Origin of the sequence: Clostridium sp. 1001283B150210_160208_E6, assembly GCF_015669365.1 — a bacterium.
In the GTDB taxonomy this organism is placed as follows: Bacteria; Bacillota; Clostridia; order Clostridiales; family Clostridiaceae; genus Clostridium; species Clostridium paraputrificum.
On record NZ_JADPAA010000001.1, the window covers coordinates 173693 to 191035 of the forward strand.

At 29.9% G+C, this 17343-nt stretch carries 22 protein-coding genes, 1 tRNA gene and 2 other annotated features; of the genes, 8 read left to right on the top strand and 15 right to left on the bottom strand.

The genetic code is table 11. The features are described 5' to 3' along the window. Positions 1–47: 47 nt before the first annotated feature. Positions 48–267: a binding site (T-box leader), on the bottom strand. A gap of 36 nt (positions 268–303) precedes the next feature. The 7 genes from I4V16_RS00965 to ytxC all read right to left on the bottom strand — a co-directional run bounded on the left by I4V16_RS00965 (position 304) and on the right by ytxC (position 5581). After that, positions 304–1095 (bottom strand): RNA methyltransferase, encoded by a 792-nt coding sequence (locus I4V16_RS00965; protein ID WP_049177558.1) that lies wholly within the window; start codon positions 1093–1095, stop codon positions 304–306. Between the two features lie 14 nt (positions 1096–1109). Then, on the bottom strand, positions 1110–1778 hold the full coding sequence (locus I4V16_RS00970) for a TrkA family potassium uptake protein (protein ID WP_049177559.1): 669 nt from the start codon (positions 1776–1778) through the stop codon (positions 1110–1112). 11 nt (positions 1779–1789) lie between these two features. Beyond that, the gene (locus I4V16_RS00975; protein WP_049177628.1) at positions 1790–3136 is read right to left on the bottom strand and encodes a TrkH family potassium uptake protein; all 1347 of its coding nucleotides are present in this window, start codon (positions 3134–3136) and stop codon (positions 1790–1792) included. A gap of 236 nt (positions 3137–3372) precedes the next feature. Continuing rightward, entirely contained in the window at positions 3373–3732 is a 360-nt protein-coding gene (rplT, locus tag I4V16_RS00980; protein ID WP_049177560.1) for a 50S ribosomal protein L20, read from the bottom strand. Positions 3733–3756: 24 nt separating this feature from the next. Beyond that, positions 3757–3954: a 50S ribosomal protein L35 gene (gene rpmI, locus I4V16_RS00985; protein WP_027097618.1), complete on the bottom strand. Its 198-nt coding sequence runs from the start codon at positions 3952–3954 to the stop codon at positions 3757–3759. A gap of 21 nt (positions 3955–3975) precedes the next feature. Beyond that, positions 3976–4497, bottom strand: a complete 522-nt coding sequence (gene infC, locus I4V16_RS00990) for a translation initiation factor IF-3 (RefSeq protein WP_027097617.1) — start codon at positions 4495–4497, stop codon at positions 3976–3978. A 25-nt stretch (positions 4498–4522) separates the two neighbouring features. Beyond that, positions 4523–4650 (bottom strand) — a sequence feature (ribosomal protein L20 leader region). A gap of 40 nt (positions 4651–4690) precedes the next feature. Then, the gene (gene ytxC / locus I4V16_RS00995) at positions 4691–5581 is read right to left on the bottom strand and encodes a putative sporulation protein YtxC (protein ID WP_049177561.1); all 891 of its coding nucleotides are present in this window, start codon (positions 5579–5581) and stop codon (positions 4691–4693) included. Positions 5582–5723: 142 nt separating this feature from the next. Between ytxC and I4V16_RS01000 the strand changes: the two genes are divergently transcribed. Continuing rightward, positions 5724–6425: a DUF6873 family GME fold protein gene (locus tag I4V16_RS01000; protein WP_195963235.1), complete on the top strand. Its 702-nt coding sequence runs from the start codon at positions 5724–5726 to the stop codon at positions 6423–6425. A 149-nt stretch (positions 6426–6574) separates the two neighbouring features. Here I4V16_RS01000 and I4V16_RS01005 read toward each other — a convergent pair whose 3' ends face one another. After that, complete coding sequence (locus I4V16_RS01005) at positions 6575–7198, bottom strand: HD domain-containing protein (protein ID WP_065423160.1); 624 nt, start codon at positions 7196–7198, stop codon at positions 6575–6577. A 115-nt stretch (positions 7199–7313) separates the two neighbouring features. Between I4V16_RS01005 and I4V16_RS01010 the strand changes: the two genes are divergently transcribed. Then, positions 7314–7387: transfer RNA gene (locus I4V16_RS01010), tRNA-Cys, on the top strand. A gap of 219 nt (positions 7388–7606) precedes the next feature. On the opposite strand, the gene hslO is transcribed toward I4V16_RS01010, so the two are convergent. The 3 genes from hslO to I4V16_RS01025 form a co-directional block, all read right to left on the bottom strand. Further along, positions 7607–8494 carry an Hsp33 family molecular chaperone HslO gene (hslO, locus tag I4V16_RS01015; RefSeq protein ID WP_049177565.1) on the bottom strand — a complete coding sequence of 296 codons (888 nt, stop codon included), beginning with the start codon at positions 8492–8494 and terminating at the stop codon, positions 7607–7609. A gap of 1 nt (position 8495) precedes the next feature. Continuing rightward, the gene (locus I4V16_RS01020; protein ID WP_049177567.1) at positions 8496–9245 is read right to left on the bottom strand and encodes a class I SAM-dependent methyltransferase; all 750 of its coding nucleotides are present in this window, start codon (positions 9243–9245) and stop codon (positions 8496–8498) included. 66 nt (positions 9246–9311) lie between these two features. Further along, positions 9312–9563, bottom strand: a complete 252-nt coding sequence (locus tag I4V16_RS01025; RefSeq protein ID WP_027097611.1) for a small, acid-soluble spore protein, alpha/beta type — start codon at positions 9561–9563, stop codon at positions 9312–9314. Between the two features lie 177 nt (positions 9564–9740). Between I4V16_RS01025 and I4V16_RS01030 the strand changes: the two genes are divergently transcribed. The 4 genes from I4V16_RS01030 (at position 9741) to I4V16_RS01045 (ending at position 12693) form a co-directional block, all read left to right on the top strand. Beyond that, positions 9741–10730: an aspartate-semialdehyde dehydrogenase gene (locus I4V16_RS01030; protein WP_049177568.1), complete on the top strand. Its 990-nt coding sequence runs from the start codon at positions 9741–9743 to the stop codon at positions 10728–10730. Positions 10731–10746: 16 nt separating this feature from the next. Further along, complete coding sequence (dapA, locus tag I4V16_RS01035; RefSeq protein ID WP_049177569.1) at positions 10747–11625, top strand: 4-hydroxy-tetrahydrodipicolinate synthase; 879 nt, start codon at positions 10747–10749, stop codon at positions 11623–11625. An 11-nt stretch (positions 11626–11636) separates the two neighbouring features. Then, complete coding sequence (gene dapB / locus I4V16_RS01040) at positions 11637–12392, top strand: 4-hydroxy-tetrahydrodipicolinate reductase (protein WP_049177570.1); 756 nt, start codon at positions 11637–11639, stop codon at positions 12390–12392. A 145-nt stretch (positions 12393–12537) separates the two neighbouring features. Beyond that, the gene (locus I4V16_RS01045) at positions 12538–12693 is read left to right on the top strand and encodes a hypothetical protein (protein ID WP_165438808.1); all 156 of its coding nucleotides are present in this window, start codon (positions 12538–12540) and stop codon (positions 12691–12693) included. A 110-nt stretch (positions 12694–12803) separates the two neighbouring features. Here I4V16_RS01045 and I4V16_RS01050 read toward each other — a convergent pair whose 3' ends face one another. After that, on the bottom strand, positions 12804–13319 hold the full coding sequence (locus tag I4V16_RS01050; RefSeq protein WP_049177571.1) for a cob(I)yrinic acid a,c-diamide adenosyltransferase: 516 nt from the start codon (positions 13317–13319) through the stop codon (positions 12804–12806). A 116-nt stretch (positions 13320–13435) separates the two neighbouring features. On the opposite strand from I4V16_RS01050, the gene dapD reads away from it, so the two are divergent. Then, positions 13436–14146, top strand: coding sequence for a 2,3,4,5-tetrahydropyridine-2,6-dicarboxylate N-acetyltransferase (gene dapD / locus I4V16_RS01055; protein ID WP_049177572.1), 711 nt, complete (start codon positions 13436–13438; stop codon positions 14144–14146). Between the two features lie 106 nt (positions 14147–14252). Here dapD and I4V16_RS01060 read toward each other — a convergent pair whose 3' ends face one another. After that, on the bottom strand, positions 14253–14909 hold the full coding sequence (locus I4V16_RS01060; protein WP_049177573.1) for a single-stranded DNA-binding protein: 657 nt from the start codon (positions 14907–14909) through the stop codon (positions 14253–14255). A gap of 107 nt (positions 14910–15016) precedes the next feature. Then, positions 15017–15775: a polysaccharide deacetylase family sporulation protein PdaB gene (gene pdaB / locus I4V16_RS01065; protein ID WP_195572328.1), complete on the bottom strand. Its 759-nt coding sequence runs from the start codon at positions 15773–15775 to the stop codon at positions 15017–15019. Between the two features lie 100 nt (positions 15776–15875). On the opposite strand from pdaB, the gene I4V16_RS01070 reads away from it, so the two are divergent. Further along, positions 15876–16409 carry a DUF4364 family protein gene (locus tag I4V16_RS01070; protein ID WP_049177614.1) on the top strand — a complete coding sequence of 178 codons (534 nt, stop codon included), beginning with the start codon at positions 15876–15878 and terminating at the stop codon, positions 16407–16409. On the opposite strand, the gene I4V16_RS01075 is transcribed toward I4V16_RS01070, so the two are convergent. Further along, entirely contained in the window at positions 16402–17283 is an 882-nt protein-coding gene (locus I4V16_RS01075; RefSeq protein ID WP_195966361.1) for a YncE family protein, read from the bottom strand. The genes I4V16_RS01070 and I4V16_RS01075 overlap by 8 nt on opposite strands. Positions 17284–17343 lie beyond the last annotated feature (60 nt).

Consider the following 17343-nt stretch of genomic DNA (forward strand, 5'->3'; position numbering starts at 1 on the left):
AATACTTTATAGAAAATTCTCTATAAAATAAAAAAAACCGTCCCTAAAAAAGGGACGGATTATCCGCGTTACCACCCTAATTGGTTCTATAAAAATAGATACCCAACTCTAGTTAATTTAACGGTTCCCCGCTAACTACTACTATTATTTCATAGTTAGAACTCCTGAGCGAACTTCAATATAATTCTCTATAAAGAGGCTTTCAGTCCACGACCCCTTCTCCCTGAAAAAGTTTCTTATATTTACTCTCTCAATCATAGTTTATTTAATATTCTATTACTTTCCTATTATACAAATGTTTTTCTAAAAATTCAACTGATTCTGTCTAACTTTTTCATAAATCACTATAGATGTAGCTATTGCTACATTTAGTGACTCCGCTCCTCCTGGCATAGGTATTTTTACCTTCTTATTAGAAAGGTTATATACTTCTTCACTTACACCATTACCTTCGTTGCCTACGGAAATAATAATCTTCCCGCTTAAATCTTCTTTAAAGAAATCCTTATCACCATCTAAGGATGTAGCTAAAAGAGAAAAGCCCTTATTTATTAAGGATTTAGTAATTGTAAAATCACTATCCTCTAAGATTATTGGAATATAAAACATAGATCCCATTGTAGAACGTATAGTCTTTTCATTATATATATCAACAGTTCCCTTAGTTAGAATTACTCCATCTACACCTGCTGCATGAGCAGTTCTAATAATAGTACCTAAATTACCAGGATCTTGAACCTTGTCGCATAAAATATAAAAACTACCTTCTTTATTTAAGTCAACTTCATTCATCTTAACAACAGCAACAACCCCTTGAGGTTCTTCAGTTGAGCATAGCTCTCTTAACAAGCTGTCTTTCAATGTATAAAGTTTCATATTATTAGTTATATATTTTCCCAAATATTCTTCAAACTTGTTTTCTTCTAACCTATGACTTATAAAAATACATTCTATAGGTAGATTTGCTTTACAAGCTTCTTCTATTAATCTAAATCCCTCTATTAAATACTTAGAGCTCTTATTTCTTCCTTTTCTCTCTTTAAGCTTTTTGGTTTCTTTAAATAAATTGTTATCTTTACTTTCTATAAGAACCAAAGTTTACACCTCAATTATTTAAATTTAACTATTACACCTTCAAGATTTGCTAAATCTTGAGCTGACCCTATAGCAACAATAATATCTTTCGATTCAACAGTATCATCTGCTGAAGGCGTAAGATTAATTTCATCACCTTTCTTAATAGCCATTACATTTATTCCGTACTTACTTCTAAGCTTAAGATCTCTTAATGTTTTATCTTGCCATTCATCTAAAGCCTCAATTTCCATTATACTATAATCAGGTGATAATTCTATATAATCAAGTATACTTGATGAAACTAGATTATGAGCAACTCTAACCCCCATATCTTTTTCTGGTAGAATTACTCTATCAGCACCAATTTTATATAATACTTTTGCATGTAAATCACTATTTCCTTTAGCAATTATATATTTTACACCTAATTCTTTTACTAGCAGTGTTACCATTACACTGGATTGAATATTAGCACCTATTGTAACTACTGCAACATCAAAATTTCTAAGACCTAATGTTCTTAATGCATTTTCATCAGTTGCATCCATTTGTACTGCATGAGTAACACTATCTGATATATCTTGAATTAAATCCTCATCTTTATCAATAGCCAAAACATCATTTCCTAAAGAATATAATGTTTTTGCAACTGAAGCACCAAATCTTCCAAGTCCTATTACAACGAATTGTTTATTAGCCATTAAATCATCCCCTAACCTATTAATATCTTTCCTTCTGGATATTTATAATCAACTTTTTTCTTTCTATTAGTAAGTGCAAGCGCAACAGTTAGTGGACCAACTCTACCAAAGTACATCATTATCATTATAATAATTCTACCTACTGTACTTAGTTTTTGTGTAACACCTGTAGTTAACCCTACTGTAGCAAAGGCTGAAGTTGCTTCATAAAGTAAATCTATAAATTCTATTCCTTTTTCAGTTACTGATAATAACATTGTAACTACTATTATTAATCCCATTGCTATTATCAATAATGCAAAAGCCTTATATACTAATTCCTTGGCAAATCTTCTTCCAAAGGCTTCTGTATCTTCTCTACCTTTAATTACACTTATAACTGTAAGTATTACCAAACCAAAAGTTGCTGTTTTAAGCCCTCCAGCTGTTGAACCTGGTGATCCTCCAATAAACATTAATATAATTGTTAAGAACTTACCTGCTGTTGTCATTCCATCTGTAGATACACTATTAAATCCTGCTGTTCTTGGGCTAACAGATGCAAAGAAGGAATTTAACAACTTATCCTTTAATCCCATGCCACCAATAGTTTCTGGATTGCTATACTCTATAAAAAACATAGCTACAAATCCCCCTATTAATAAAATACCTGTTATTAATAAAACTATTTTAGCATGTACGGATAATTTTTTTAATCCTTTATACTTATAGCTATATATTTCAAGCCATACTGTAAAGCCTAACCCTCCAATAATAATAAGTGCACTTATTGTTAAAATTACTGCTATATTGCTTGAAAATCCAGTAAGACTTGAAAATTTACCAAACAAATCAAAACCAGCATTACAAAAAGCAGATATTGAATGGAATATACTGTAAAAAAATCCCTTTTTAAGTCCAAACTCAGGTATAAACTGTGTTGATAACAGCAATGCCCCAAAGAATTGAACCGCAAATGTGAACCCAAGTACATATTTAACCATTCTTACAAGACCTTGTATACTAAATGTATTCAAAGCTTCTTGCACTATTAATCTATCTCTAAGAGTTATCTTTTTACCTAATAATATTGCTACAAAAGTAGTAAATGACATGAAACCTAGGCCACCAATTTCTATTAGTAGTATGATTACTGTTTGCCCAAATGCATTCCAATGAGTCCCTGTGTCCAATGTTACTAAACCAGTAACACATACAGCAGAGGTAGACGTAAATAGAGCATCTAGTAAATTGGTACTCTCTCCACTTGCAGAAGATATAGGTAAACTAAGTATCAATCCTCCCATAATAATTAGAGCAATGAAACCAAGGGCTAACGTCTGTACCCCATTTAATTTATATTTATTAATCCTCTTCATTTTTTGCATATAATCACTCCAAAAGTTAATGCTTTATTATACCTCTTTATAAACCAAATCAATTTTCTTTTGTTTTATATTTATATAAAAGTAAGAGTATATAATATCCTGCCAATAGTATTATCATACTGAGCAAGACATAATATACCCTAAGTAACTTTTTTCTTTAGATAATAAAGCAATTTACTACTTTATTAATATTAAAAGAAAATGCGACCTTAGGCCGCATTCTTATATTAAGCGTTTAATTGCTTCTTAGCTAATTCAACTAAGTCTGCAAATGCTTTTGGATCGTTGATAGCTATTTCAGATAACATCTTTCTGTTTATGTCAACTCCAGCTAACTTGATTCCATTCATGAATTTTGAATAAGAAAGACCATTCATTCTTGTAGCAGCATTTATTCTAGCTATCCATAATCTTCTGTAATCTCTCTTCTTTAATCTTCTTCCAACATAAGCATTTCTTAATGCTCTAATAACTGATTCGTTAGCAGTTTTAAATAACTTGCTCTTCCCACCGTAGTATCCTTTTGCAAGCTTTAAAACTTTTTTATGATTCTTACGAGAATTAACCGCTCTTTTTACTCTTGCCATTCCTTAAACCTCCTGTACCAATTCTTATAGATATGGTAATAATTTCTTCATTGCTTTTTCTTGAGTAGTTGAAACATATCCTGTCTTTCTAAGATTTCTCTTTCTTTTTGAGCTCTTCTTAGTTAAGATATGGCTCTTGAAAGCCTTAGCTCTCTTTAGCTTTCCTGTACCTGTCTTCTTGAATCTTTTTGCTGCACCTCTATGAGTTTTCATTTTTGGCATGATAAATTTCCTCCTCTCAGTTTATGCCTTTTTAGGGCCAATAACCACTGTCATATTTCTTCCTTCTTTTTTAATTGGCTTTTCTATATTACCTACATCAGCCAATTTGTTAGCGAAGTTTTCAAGGATCTTTGCACCTAAGTGACTAAGTTCCATTTCTCTTCCTCTGAACCTAACAGTGATTTTAACTTTGTCTCCGTCTAATAAGAACTTTCTAGCATTTTTAGCTTTAATTTCGATATCGTGCTCTTCTATTGTAAGACTAACTCTTACCTCTTTAATACTAACAACTTTTTGCTTCTTCTTAGCTTCTTTTTCCTTCTTTGATTGCTCATAAATGAACTTTCCTAAGTCCATTATTTTACAAACTGGAGGCTTAGCATTTGGTGATATCATCACTAAATCTAACTCCGCTTCTTCAGCCATCTTAAGGACTTCTTTTGTTTGTAAGATACCTAATTGAGAACCATCAGCACCAATAGCTCTGATTTCCTTGTCTCTAATATCCTCATTCACTATATAATTTTTATTAATAGTTTTCACCTCCGAAAAAATTAAAGCAAACTTTATAATATAAAAAAAACGGCGTAAAACGCCGTTTTCTATTATCGTAATTACTTCACATAAATAATCTAGATAAATAACCAAGCTAACTCAAAGTTGCATGGTGAGAAACGGCTGTTTCTTCTTAACAAATGTTATTTTATCATTGCTTATATACATTGTCAACAACTTTTTACATTTTTATATTAGTTTTTGAACACAATTTACATCCGTCACAAAATACTACTCTTTCACCAAAGACATTTATTATAGTTTCTATAAACTCTTTATTTTTACATTCCTCTCTTTTGTGTATTACTATCTTTTGAGGGGCATTGGTTATCAATCCACTTATAACTATATCTTCAACATTGGCATCAATTCCTATTTTACAGTCTGATAATTCATTTAAAAATGTAGGAAATATATCTTCTCCATATCCATCTGTCACTATATATCCCCCTGATGGTAAGGCTGTTAAGTTAATTTCCTCAACTCTACACTCTTGAATTTCAACAAAGTATTTTAACAGTCGTATAAATTCTCTATATTCTTTTTCAACCATATATCTTTCAACTACTTTATCTATAACATCTTCAATATCTTTTCTCAACTCTCGCATCCTAAAAGTAATGAATCCATTAATATTAATCTCATTATTTTCTTCAATACATTCTTTTATTTTATCTATAATTGCGTTTGTTTTATTAGAATAAAATATAAAATTAGAATCATGAACGCCTTCCTCACAATATAGGACCTTCATTATTTCTTCTTCTACTTCTAATATTTCATCTTGCTTCAAGAAAAAGTATGTGTCTGTCAAATACTCAAAAAGTTCTTTTTCTTTGTACTTTGTAATAACAATTTTATAAAGGATATTACTAATATATAAATTAATTATATTACCTGTTCTATCACTATAATTCGAATCATCACACATAACTTTTATGACATGTGTCTTCCCTTCTAAACTTTCAACCACACCTATTATTATGTGCTTCTTTTTCAATAGTTCCTTTAGCTCTTGAAGTTCTTCAACAAAATCTAGTTCACCTGAATAAGCTAACTGTAGTACAAGCATGGGTTTCACTCCCTTCCATAGTAATAGTATGTATTAAAATCTCTTCAATATACGGAATTTATTTTTACCCCTTTGTACATATTGATTTTTGCTTACATGATATAGTAATGTATTCTTATAGAAATAATTAGGAGTTTTTATCATGTATTGTTTTTTAGACTACAGAATTAGTAATGAAGAATTAAATAATATAATAAATTTAAATATAGAACCTATTTTAATACCAAAATGTTCAAAGGTTTATGAAGCTATAAATGGTCATGTTGATATCCAACTTAACATCCTTGATAAAAAGAATAAGAAAGTTATTGTGCAAAAGGATATTTCTAAGGATTTTTTAAATCTATTATCCTCTAAAGGAATTGGTTATATACTCTCTGAGAATTCTTTAGGAACTAATTACCCAGAAAATATAATTATAAATGCACTAATTACTGATAATCTTTTTGTTCACGATTTAAATTACACAGACCCAAACCTTCTTAAACTTCAGGATAATAAAAAGGTAATTAACGTTAAGCAAGGATATACCAAATGTTCCGTATTACCACTAGGAAAAGATACCTTCATTACAAGTGATAAAGGAATTTATAAAAAATTAATTCAAGAAGACTTAGACGTACTTCTTATTCCCCCTGGAGACATACTATTACCCTCTTTGAATTATGGATTCATAGGAGGAGTTGGCGGAATGATATCCGAAAATAGGTTAGCCTTATTTGGCGAATTAAATTCTTATGCTTATGGCAAAGAAGTTTATAACTTTCTTTACAAGCATGATATAGAGCCAATAGCGTTAAAAAAAGGAAAGCTCATAGACCGAGGAAGTCTCTTATGCATCTAGCTTTCCATATATATTACGTAGGAGTTATAAAAATGTTTCTATGAAAATTATTTACCTTTAAATAATTAAAAATAGGATTAAGCTTTAAAACTTAATCCTATTTATATAAGAAAATATAAAATTTTAATTTGCTATAATCAAAGGTGTTATTATATTTTCATATTAAAAAACTTATTTCTAAATGACTCTACTTCTTTTTCTACCTTCTCTATTTCTTCTTTATCCATTCCTCCTCTACCTAACCTATCACTTAGAAATACATATGATAAATCATGTAGATTAGCTTCTTTTTTCATTCCCTTTATATCTCCATATGGCAATTTATTCATTATAAATAACAAATGCATATGATATCTTACTAATATAGAAACCTTCGTCTTAAATTCTTCATCCAAATTAAAACAACTTAAAAAATCATAGGAATCTTTTCTTCCAACCTTATCATGATCATATGAAGTCCATCTTCCATTTCTTAGCTTAGTTGTACTTCTCTTCCCTAAGTCATGTAATAATAATGCCCACATAAATACCTTTTTATCTTCTACATAATCTCTATAAGAACTCCCTTTATCAACAACCATCATAGTATGTACCCATACATCTCCTTCTGGATGATGTTTAGGTGATTGTTCTATTTTTTCTAGACTTATTAACCAATTAAAAGGTTCTACAGCTAGTTCTCCTGAACTCTTTAATTCATTTAAATATACCGAAGGCTTATCATCTTCTAATAAATGTTTTTCAATTTCATTAAATTTCTCTTGTAATTTCACAAGTATCACCTCCTATTACAACTAGTATTTCCTTTTGTCCACTTCATTATAAATCAATCTTTATAAAAGTAGTATCAAATCTAAGGTTAATGTATACATTATTAATATAAGCTTTGGCGCTGTAGCCAAGTGGTAAGGCAGAGGTCTGCAAAACCTTTATCCCCAGTTCAAATCTGGGCGGCGCCTCCATAAAAAAAGACTGCTACAAAATATTTTATTTTGTAGTAGTCTTTTTTAAGCTATCGAATTAGCATATCATCTCACCAAGATCCATTCAACATCGCATTTTTACTATAACTTCTTAAGTTCTTAAGTTTTTAAAAACTTAAGAACTTATATTTTTGCATATAGAATTTAGAATATAGTCTTGGTAATAGAGAATAAGTTTTCTCTATTGCCACTGTCTCCTTATTTATTCGTAGCTTTTTCTAATAAATCTTTTATATCCTCATTAGTAAATTTGTATTTTCTATTACAGAAGTGGCAAACAACTTCTTCTTCTTTACCATCTTCATATATTTCTCTTAAATCTTTTTCACCTATACTAATTAGGGCTTTTTCTATTCTTTCTCTTGAACAATCACAAACATACTTAGGTTCAACTTCATCTAATATCTTTAAATCCATTCCATCAAAAATGAACTCTAATATTTCTTCAATTGTTTTACCTTCACTTATCATTGTTGTTATTGAAGGTATTTCTTCTAATCTATACATTAATAAATCTGCTAATAATGGATCTGCACCTGGCATCATTTGAATTACAAACCCACCTGCAGCCTTTATTGAATAGTCCTTATCTACAAGCACCCCTAAAGATACTGCTGAAGGAGTTTGCTCAGAAACAGTAAAATAATATGTTAAATCTTCAGCGATTTCTCCAGTTTGTATTGGAACTTGACCTACATATGGTTCTTTTAATCCTAAGTCTTTTATTACATATAATAAGCCATCTTTACCTATTGCTCCACCTACATCTAATTTACCCTTAGCGTTTAGTGGTAGCTCTAAATATGGATTACCTATAAATCCTTTAACTGATGCATTTTGATATCCTGTAACTGTTACTCCCTTAGCTATTCCTCCGCCATTTATCTTTATAGTTACAACTTCATCATCTGATTTTAATGTTCTTCCCATTAAAGCTGCTGCTGTTAACATTCTACCTAGTGCTGCAGATGCTAAAGGTGTACATTCATGAACGCTAGTTCCATCATTAACCATAGTAGTTGTGATACCACCAATTATTCTAACCATACCATCCTTAGCAGTTGCTCTTATAATTTTATCTTTCATACTATACCTCCATATTCTTTCCTACAACATATAAAATTCTTTCACTTTCTTGTTGTACTTCATCTCTATTGTATCCATCAAATTTACCTAATAAAGTAAATCCTACTTGCTTTAAAACTTCTTCTATTTCACTTTCTTCATAAGCTCTCTCAAAATGCTCTTCTTCAAATCTTTCATAAAGTTCATTTTTCTCTTTAACAAAGAAAGTTAAAAACATATTTACAACATTATCTTCAATTGTATTTTCCCAAGTATAAAAAACATCCTCAGAACTGTATGTGTAAATATTGTTTCCTAAAATATTGGTTAATTTATAAAAAGAATTGATATCAAAAATAAATAATCCTCCATCTTTAAGATGTTCATATACTCCTGTGAAGTATTTTTCTAAATCACCATCTTCTATAAGATAATTAGTTGAATCTAATACACATGTTATTACATCAAATTTATGGTTTAAGGAAAGCTCTCTCATATCTTGACATATGATTTTAGCTTTAATCCTTTCAGCTTTAAATTTATCAAAAGCCTCTCTTAACATATCTTCAGATAAATCAACTGCATATGTAGATTTAAAATATTTAGCCATTCTTACGCCAATATTACCTGTTCCGCAGGCTAAATCTAAATAATCAACTGGATTACTTTGATATTTATCAATTATTTCTTTCAATCTTACTACCATTGAATCATAGTTAATATCTTCATTTATTAACTCATCATAAATCTTTGCAAATTCGCCATAGGCCATAACTTTTCCCCCAGTAGTTTTATAATTACTACAAATATATTAAAGCTATTCCTTCATTAAGTCAATTTATTTTCTACCAAGAATTTCATTATTGGTAGGTATATGAAGATCTTTTTTTCTTTTTGTCATAATTCCTCCAATTCTGCCTGTTTCTTCTGCTGTTAGTCCACCCCAACCAAAGGCATCCACTTTATCCTTTAACCCAAGTTCCTCTGCTATTTCGTATTTTATTTTTTCTCTTAACTCCTCTTCAGGTGTTAATTCTTTATTTCCTTTTAATTTAGCTTTTATTACTTTTTTTAATGGTGTCTTACTCAAAACTTTCACTCCCTCTTAAATTTCAAGCTTATTATTCCCCCATAGCTTATATTTATTCCTTCTTGTAAATACAAGAAATTTGTATTATTTTTACCAATACTATTGATATTTCCCAACACTTTAACTATATTAATTGTATATAAGAAATTATATTAATAATATTTAGGAGGGATACTTTTGTATAACGTTGCAATTGTTGGGGCTACTGGAAATGTAGGTAGAAAATTTTTAGAAATATTGGAACAAAGAGATTTTCCAGTAAAAAATTTGTATCTTTTCGCATCTAAAAGATCCGCAGGTACAACATTACAATTTAAAGGAAAGGACTTCATTGTTGAGGAGACTTGCGATGAAAATATAGTAAATAAGAAAATTGATTTTGCTTTATTTTCGGCAGGGGGAAGTGTAAGCTTAGAATTTGCACCTAAATTTGCTAAAATCGGTGCTGTTGCTATTGATAATAGTAGTGCTTGGAGAATGGACCCAATGGTACCACTAGTAGTACCTGAAGTTAATCCTGAAGATATAAAGTGGCATAACGGAATAATAGCTAATCCAAATTGTTCTACTATTCAAGCTATGCCTGTACTAAACGCTATTCATAAGAAGTATGGAATCAAGAGAATTGTATATTCAACTTACCAAGCGGTATCAGGGGCTGGAATTCAAGGAATAAAAGACTTAGAGGATGGTTATAAAGGAATTGAACCTAAAAAATTCCCTTATCCAATAACAGGTAATGTATTACCACACATTGATGTATTCGAAGAAAATGGATACACAAAGGAAGAAATGAAGATGATTAATGAAACAAGAAAAATTCTTCATGATGACACATTAAAAATAACTGCTACAACTGCTAGAGTTGCTGTTTTAAATTCTCATAGTGAAAGCATTAACTTAGAGCTTCAAAATGAATTTGAATTAAATGATATAGTTAACTTATTAAGCAACACTGAAGGCGTAGTTGTATATGATAATACTAAAGAATTGAAGTACCCTACACCTTTATATGTAACAGGAAAAGATGAAATATATGTAGGAAGAATTAGAAGAGACTTTAGTGTGGACAACGGTTTAAATTTATGGGTGGTTGCTGATAACATTAGAAAGGGTGCTGCATTAAATGCAATTCAAATTGCAGAGCTTATGATCGATAAAAAGTAAGATTGGAGGATTTCTAATGTCAATTTTTGAAGGTTCTGGCGTTGCTATAGTTACTCCTTTTAATGATAATGGAGTAAATTATGAAAAGCTTAAGGAATTATTAGAGTGGCACATAAAAGAAGGTACTGATGCCATTATTATTTGTGGGACAACCGGTGAAGCTACAACTATGAGTGAGGAAGAAAAAAAACTTACAATAAAATTTACCGTTGATGTTGTAAATAAAAGAATCCCAGTTATAGCAGGTACAGGTTCAAATAATACTCTATCATCTATAGAAATGAGTAAATATGCTGAAAGTGTTGGTGTAGATGGCCTTTTAGTAATTACTCCTTATTATAACAAAACAAATTCAAGAGGTTTAATAAAACATTTTGAGGCAATAAATAATTCTGTAAACACACCAATTATTTTATATAACGTTCCTAGTAGAACTGGAGTTAACATTACTCCTGAAAACTTAAAGGAACTATCTACCCTTTCAAATGTAGTTGCTATTAAAGAAGCTAGTGGAAATATTAGTCAAGTAGTACAGATGAAAGCTTTATGTGGTGATAAAATAGATATTTATTCAGGAAATGATGACCAAGCTATACCTATATTGTCTTTAGGTGGTAAGGGAGTTATATCAGTACTAGCCAATATTATTCCTAACGCTGTGCACACCATGATAAAGTGCTATTTAAATGGAGATGTAAAAAAAGCTTTAGACCTTCAATTAGAAAATCTAAAACTATCTAACACCTTATTTATAGAAACAAATCCTATTCCTATTAAAACAGCCTTAAATTTAATAGGTAAGGAAGTTGGTCCTTTAAGACTACCACTTTATGAAATGAGTGATAGTAACTTAATGAAATTAAAGGACACATTAAAAGAATATAATTTACTTTAGGGAGTGACCATATGACAAAAGTAATTTTAAATGGATGCTCAGGAAAGATGGGAAAAATGGTTGTTGAATCTGCCAAAAATTTCAGCGATATTGAAATTGTAGCTGGAATAGATAAGTTTCCTTCTGAAACTAGCTTTCCTATTTTTGAGAATGTTCATGATGTAAATATAGATTATGATGTACTTTTAGATTTCTCAAGAGCTGATGCTTTATCAAATCTTCTTGAGTTAACAGAAAAAACTAAAAAACCTTTAGTTTTATGTTCAACTGGATATTCTAAAGAAGATTTAAATTTAATAAATGAAAAGAGTAAAACTCTTCCATTATTTAAATCAGCTAATATGTCTCTTGGAATTAATCTAATAAATTCTCTATTAAAGAAGGTAGTTCCATTATTATATGAAAACTATGATATTGAAATTATAGAAAAACATCATAACCAAAAAGTAGATGCTCCTAGTGGAACAGCTATTCTATTAGCAGATACAATAAAAGATTCTATTCCATATGAAACAGAATATATTTATGGAAGAGAAGGAAATTCAAAGAGAAAAGATAATGAAATAGGTATACATGCTGTTAGAGGTGGCTCCATTGTTGGGGATCATGATGTAATTTTTGCTGGAACTGGCGAAGTTATAGAATTAACTCACAAAGCAATCTCTAGGGAAGTTTTTGCTGTTGGTGCTTTAAAAGCTTGCCAATATATGAGCAAAGTAACTGAGGCAGGCTTATATAATATGGAAAATGTTATAGAAAATAAATAACAGTAAATTAAGCTATTATAGGTAGAAAATTTCTATCTATAATAGCTTCTTTTATATTTTTAATAATAATTTAATTTCACGGTATAAGAGTAATATTAGTTATACATACTAAATTAGTAGATAAAAGTAACGAGGAGTGATTAACTTGACAAAAGATAGCCAACCCGATAATAAGCACGCTAGAATGGAAAAATGTAATTACCAAACTCCAATAACTAGTGAAGAAGGAAAGAATAATAATAGAACTAGAAAGAAACATTCAGTAAAAAGAGAAGGCTTCCAAAGCGATCATATAAATTAGCAAGTATATTTCCTTTGTTTTTTACAAAAGATATCCTTGTGATATTGAATATATCTCCTTACGCATTTTTGACATAGAAAAACATGTGGCTCTTACTAGCCACATGTTTTTTAATACTCTATTCCCTCTCTAGCAGGTACACCTTTTTCATAATAATGTTTTACCATATTCATCTCTGTAATTAAATCTGCCCTGTCTGCTAGCTCCTTAGGCACATCTCTTCCTGTCATAATAATTTCTATATCATGTTTATTTCTATTAATTATTTCTATAATATCTTCTACCGATAAAAAGCCATTCTTTAATACTCCCATAATTTCATCCATTATTAAAAGATCACATTCTTTATTTTCTACAATTTCTAAAATAAAATTATATGCATTAATAACTTCTTTTTTTAGCTCTTCAATTTCTTCTTCATTCAAATTCCAAACAAAATCCCTTTTCTCTTCAAATCTAAAAACTTTAAAATTATCTATTTTCTTTAAAGATTCCAACTCTCCTGTAGGGGTACCCTTAAGAAATTGCACCATATATACCTTAAATCCTCTACCAGCTGCTCTAACGCCTTGACCTATAGAAGCAGTTGTTTTTCCCTTTCCATTACCTGTATATATTTGTATCATACATCCACCTCATTTCTAGTTTATATATATTATAACCAAAAAAATTTATAATTTCTGCAAATATTACTACTCTTAATCATAATTATAATACTAAGAGTAATTTTAGGAGCTTAAATATGGAATACAATTTTACTGATCCCTACGAATTAGCTAGGTTTATCAAACAATCAAAAAAATCCACACCTGTACAAGTATATGTTAATGGTGACCTTTCTAAGGTTAACCTTGAACAAACTGAATGGTATGGATTTAATAATTTTTATATATTATTTGGAGAGTCAAATATAATTACTAATATAATTCTTGATAACAAAGATATAATTAAGCATTTTAGAATCGAAAATGATAGAAGAAATTCTGCAGTACCTATGCTGAATTTACTAGAACAAGATGCAAGAATTGAACCTGGCGCTATAATTAGAAGCAAGGTTAAAATAGGCAGAAATGCTGTTATAATGATGGGTGCTGTTATAAATATAGGTGCTGAGATAGGGGAATCCTCTATGATAGATATGAACTCAGTTATCGGTGCACGTGGAAAGATTGGCAAAAGGGTTCATGTAGGTGCAGGTGCAATTATTGCTGGTGTTTTAGAACCACCTAGTATGTCTCCTTGCGTTATAGAGGATGATGTAATGATTGGAGCTAATTCAGTTATTTTAGAAGGAGTAAAGATAGGCTCTGGATCTGTTGTAGCAGCTGGTTCAGTAGTTACAAAAGATGTTCCAGAAGGTGTTGTTGTAGCTGGCTCTCCTGCTAAGATTATAAAAAATGTTGATGAACAAACAAAGTATAAAACTAAGTTACTTGATGATTTAAGAAAGTGATACATATTGAAAAAGCAGTCTTTCAAAGACTGCTTTATATCTTACTTTATAATTTTCTTGTGGTTTTTCTTATCTTTATCCAAATATGTTTGAAATTTAATTTAATCTACACTGCTCCTTCTTCATCTTGTGAAGCACTCTCTTCTTTACCTACCTTCTCCATCTTAGAAATAGAAACTTCATATGCTATTTTCTTTACTGCTTCTGTTTCTGTTATCTTCTTTTGATATTCCCTACTTTGTAATCTTCCCCACACTCTAATATTGTCACCAACACTTAAAGTTTGACAGAATCTAGAATTTCTTCCCCAAGCTATAGTTGGAATGTAATCTGACTTATTATAAGCTCTATTTACAGCTAATAAAACATCAGCTATTTCTCTTCCAAATGGTGTTGTTCTATATACAGGCTCCTTGCAAATATACCCATCTAAGAAAATTTCATTTGGATTCTTGCTTCTTTCTATACAAGGCTCTATATTTCTAGCAAAAACAGTTAAGATTAATTTATTAGTACCATCCATAAATTTATTGTAGGATCTTAGTTGACCTTCAACAATTATATCTTTTCCTATAGTAATATCTATCCCAGTTAAAAGTCTTTCTGATACAGTAATATTTAACATGTCTACTGAATCACTAAGTCTCATAACCTCCAAATTAAAACTATAGAACCCTTCCCCATACATTTCATGACTGAATTCTAGCTCAGATACTATCTTACCTTCAAGATAGATTTTGTTATTTAACATTAAATTATCCATTGTAACCCCTCTCTCCCTTAGTAATAAAATTGTAAATAAAGAAGATCCCACAAGCACCTATTTCCATTATAATACATTACATATTCCATTTTCAATATTAAATAGAATTATTTTCTATGTTGTACTCCATCTTTGTCAACATAAGCATCTTCTGTATAGATTAATTCTCCTACAGTGACAAATTTATACCCTTGCTTTTGTAGTTCAGGTATTATTCTATTTAAATTACTTGGAGTATATTTAGCATTATTGTGATATAAAAGAATAGATCCTGCTTTTACCTTCTTCATGACTTTGTTATATTCTACTTCTTCACCTTGTTCCTTCCAATCTACAGAATCTGCATCCCATTGAATACATTTATATCCTAAAGATGTTACAGTCCTATATGATTGTGCATTATAATCTCCACTTGGAAATCTAAAAACGCTTGGCTTTTTTCCTGTGTATTTTTCAACAACTTCATCTGTTTTTCTAAGTTCCTCTTTAATTCTTTCTTCTCCTATCTTGCTAAAGATAGGGTGCTTATAACTATGATTCCCTATCTCATGCCCCCTCTCGCTAATCTTCTTTAACTTCACCACATTTTCATCACTATAATTTACCCATCCTCCCATTACGAAGAATGTTCCCTTTACATTATATTTATCCAAGGTATCTAATATGCTATAGATGTAATCATTTTCCGCCCAATTGATATCGAAAGTTAGTGCTATTTCTTTTTCTTCCTTATCTACTGAATAAATTGGTACTTCTGCAACTTCCCCAAAAGTACTTTTAGTCTTTCCATTAATCAAAAAAGATCCACCTATTAAAACAGCTATTAGTAACAAGGATAATCCAATTCTAACCTTTTTCCATTCCAAACTTCTAACCCCTATCATTTCTATCTCTAAATTTATATTCACTTAATAATAATTTATGATATAATAAATCTATACTTTCAGTGGAGATGGAGGTTTTATTATGTTTGAAAACACAGCAGAATTAGCTGAAAATAAGCTATTACTTTTACATATTTTAAAGGAATTAAACAGGCCTATATCAAATACTCAGCTTACAGAAATAGTGCTAGAAAACAATCTTATTAACTACTTTACACTTCAACAATATATAAGCGAACTTGATTCTAGCGAGTTTATAAGATATGAAGACATAAATGAAAAAAAGTTAATAGTACTAACAAAAAAAGGAGAAAATGTTCTATCCTTTTTTAAGGACAGAATTTCCCCTTCAAAAATATCTATAATAAACAATTATATTAACGAAAAAATAGAGTTAATAAAAAAAGAATTAACTATTCAAAGTGATTACACTTTAGCTAAAAATGATAACTTCTTAGTAGAACTAACAGCAATTGAAGATAATTTACCTTTAATTGATTTAAAAGTATCAGTTCCTACTAAAAAACAAGCTTCCTTGCTTTGTAGTAAGTGGCAAGAAAACCCTTCTGAAATTTATAATAAAATAATTAATATTTTATTTGAAGAAACTAATTAATAAGGATCATACCATTAGGTTCATTGCCTATAGGTATGGTCTTTACTTTTTCTTTACTAAAGTCTATAATTCTTAATTTTCCACCCATATAATCTCCTATATATATAGTATATTTTTGCTTTATAATTCCTCTTGGCATTCCACCTACGTATATTTTTTTAGTCTCCCTTAATCTATTTATATCTACCACACTAATAGATCCCTCAGTAAAATTAGATACATATAATTCTTCTCCATCTTCATACATATCAACTGGTGTAATACCTACCCTTACTCTTCCAATGCTTTTATAATTTTCTGTAGAAATTATATCTATATAACCTTCAATGTCATACCCTAAATAACTTTCACATAGGTAAATCTTTTTTTTATCCTTAGATAGTAAAATCTTTGTTGGATACTCTGGTGCTTTAATTCTTCCAATCACCTTGTTATCTAAACAATCTATAATAGATACAGAGTGTCCGTCCATATTACTAATGTACATTCTTCCCTTCTCTTTATCTAATGCAATGCTATGGGGATATGATTCAAGTTTTATATTACATGTTATTTCCTCACTTGCCATATCCATTACTAATAATGAATTACTTTCTCCACAGGCAATATAAGCCTTATTTTCATAAAGCTTAACATCATTAGGATGCGCTCCAACATATAGATTGCTTACCTCTTTCTTTGAATGCATATCTATTAAAGATATGCTATTGCTATAATTATTTGATGTGATTATAGTATTATTTTCATACTCTATCCCATGAGGTCCAACAGGTTTTTCTCCTAAATCTAAGGGGATATGGTCTACTGAATAACTCTCTATATCTATTAAGCTTAAATTATCACTTGATGTATTGCAAATTGCTATAGAATTCATTAAAAACAACCCCTTTAGGAAACCTTATTGTACTTATAATATATGTGTCATTATCTCTAA

Coding starts and splice junctions, on each gene's coding strand:
- rpmI (WP_027097618.1), bottom strand. CDS start 3,954: ATGCCAAAAATGAAAACTCATAGAGGTGCAGCAAAAAGATTCAAGAAG.
- dapD (WP_049177572.1), top strand. CDS start 13,436: ATGGAATACAATTTTACTGATCCCTACGAATTAGCTAGGTTTATCAAA.
- I4V16_RS00975 (WP_049177628.1), bottom strand. CDS start 3,136: ATGAAGAGGATTAATAAATATAAATTAAATGGGGTACAGACGTTAGCC.
- I4V16_RS01060 (WP_049177573.1), bottom strand. CDS start 14,909: ATGGATAATTTAATGTTAAATAACAAAATCTATCTTGAAGGTAAGATA.
- dapA (WP_049177569.1), top strand. CDS start 10,747: ATGTCAATTTTTGAAGGTTCTGGCGTTGCTATAGTTACTCCTTTTAAT.
- ytxC (WP_049177561.1), bottom strand. CDS start 5,581: ATGCTTGTACTACAGTTAGCTTATTCAGGTGAACTAGATTTTGTTGAA.
- dapB (WP_049177570.1), top strand. CDS start 11,637: ATGACAAAAGTAATTTTAAATGGATGCTCAGGAAAGATGGGAAAAATG.
- hslO (WP_049177565.1), bottom strand. CDS start 8,494: ATGAAAGATAAAATTATAAGAGCAACTGCTAAGGATGGTATGGTTAGA.
- I4V16_RS01070 (WP_049177614.1), top strand. CDS start 15,876: ATGTTTGAAAACACAGCAGAATTAGCTGAAAATAAGCTATTACTTTTA.
- I4V16_RS01000 (WP_195963235.1), top strand. CDS start 5,724: ATGTATTGTTTTTTAGACTACAGAATTAGTAATGAAGAATTAAATAAT.
- I4V16_RS00970 (WP_049177559.1), bottom strand. CDS start 1,778: ATGGCTAATAAACAATTCGTTGTAATAGGACTTGGAAGATTTGGTGCT.
- I4V16_RS01050 (WP_049177571.1), bottom strand. CDS start 13,319: ATGATACAAATATATACAGGTAATGGAAAGGGAAAAACAACTGCTTCT.
- rplT (WP_049177560.1), bottom strand. CDS start 3,732: ATGGCAAGAGTAAAAAGAGCGGTTAATTCTCGTAAGAATCATAAAAAA.
- I4V16_RS01075 (WP_195966361.1), bottom strand. CDS start 17,283: ATGAATTCTATAGCAATTTGCAATACATCAAGTGATAATTTAAGCTTA.
- I4V16_RS01020 (WP_049177567.1), bottom strand. CDS start 9,245: ATGGCCTATGGCGAATTTGCAAAGATTTATGATGAGTTAATAAATGAA.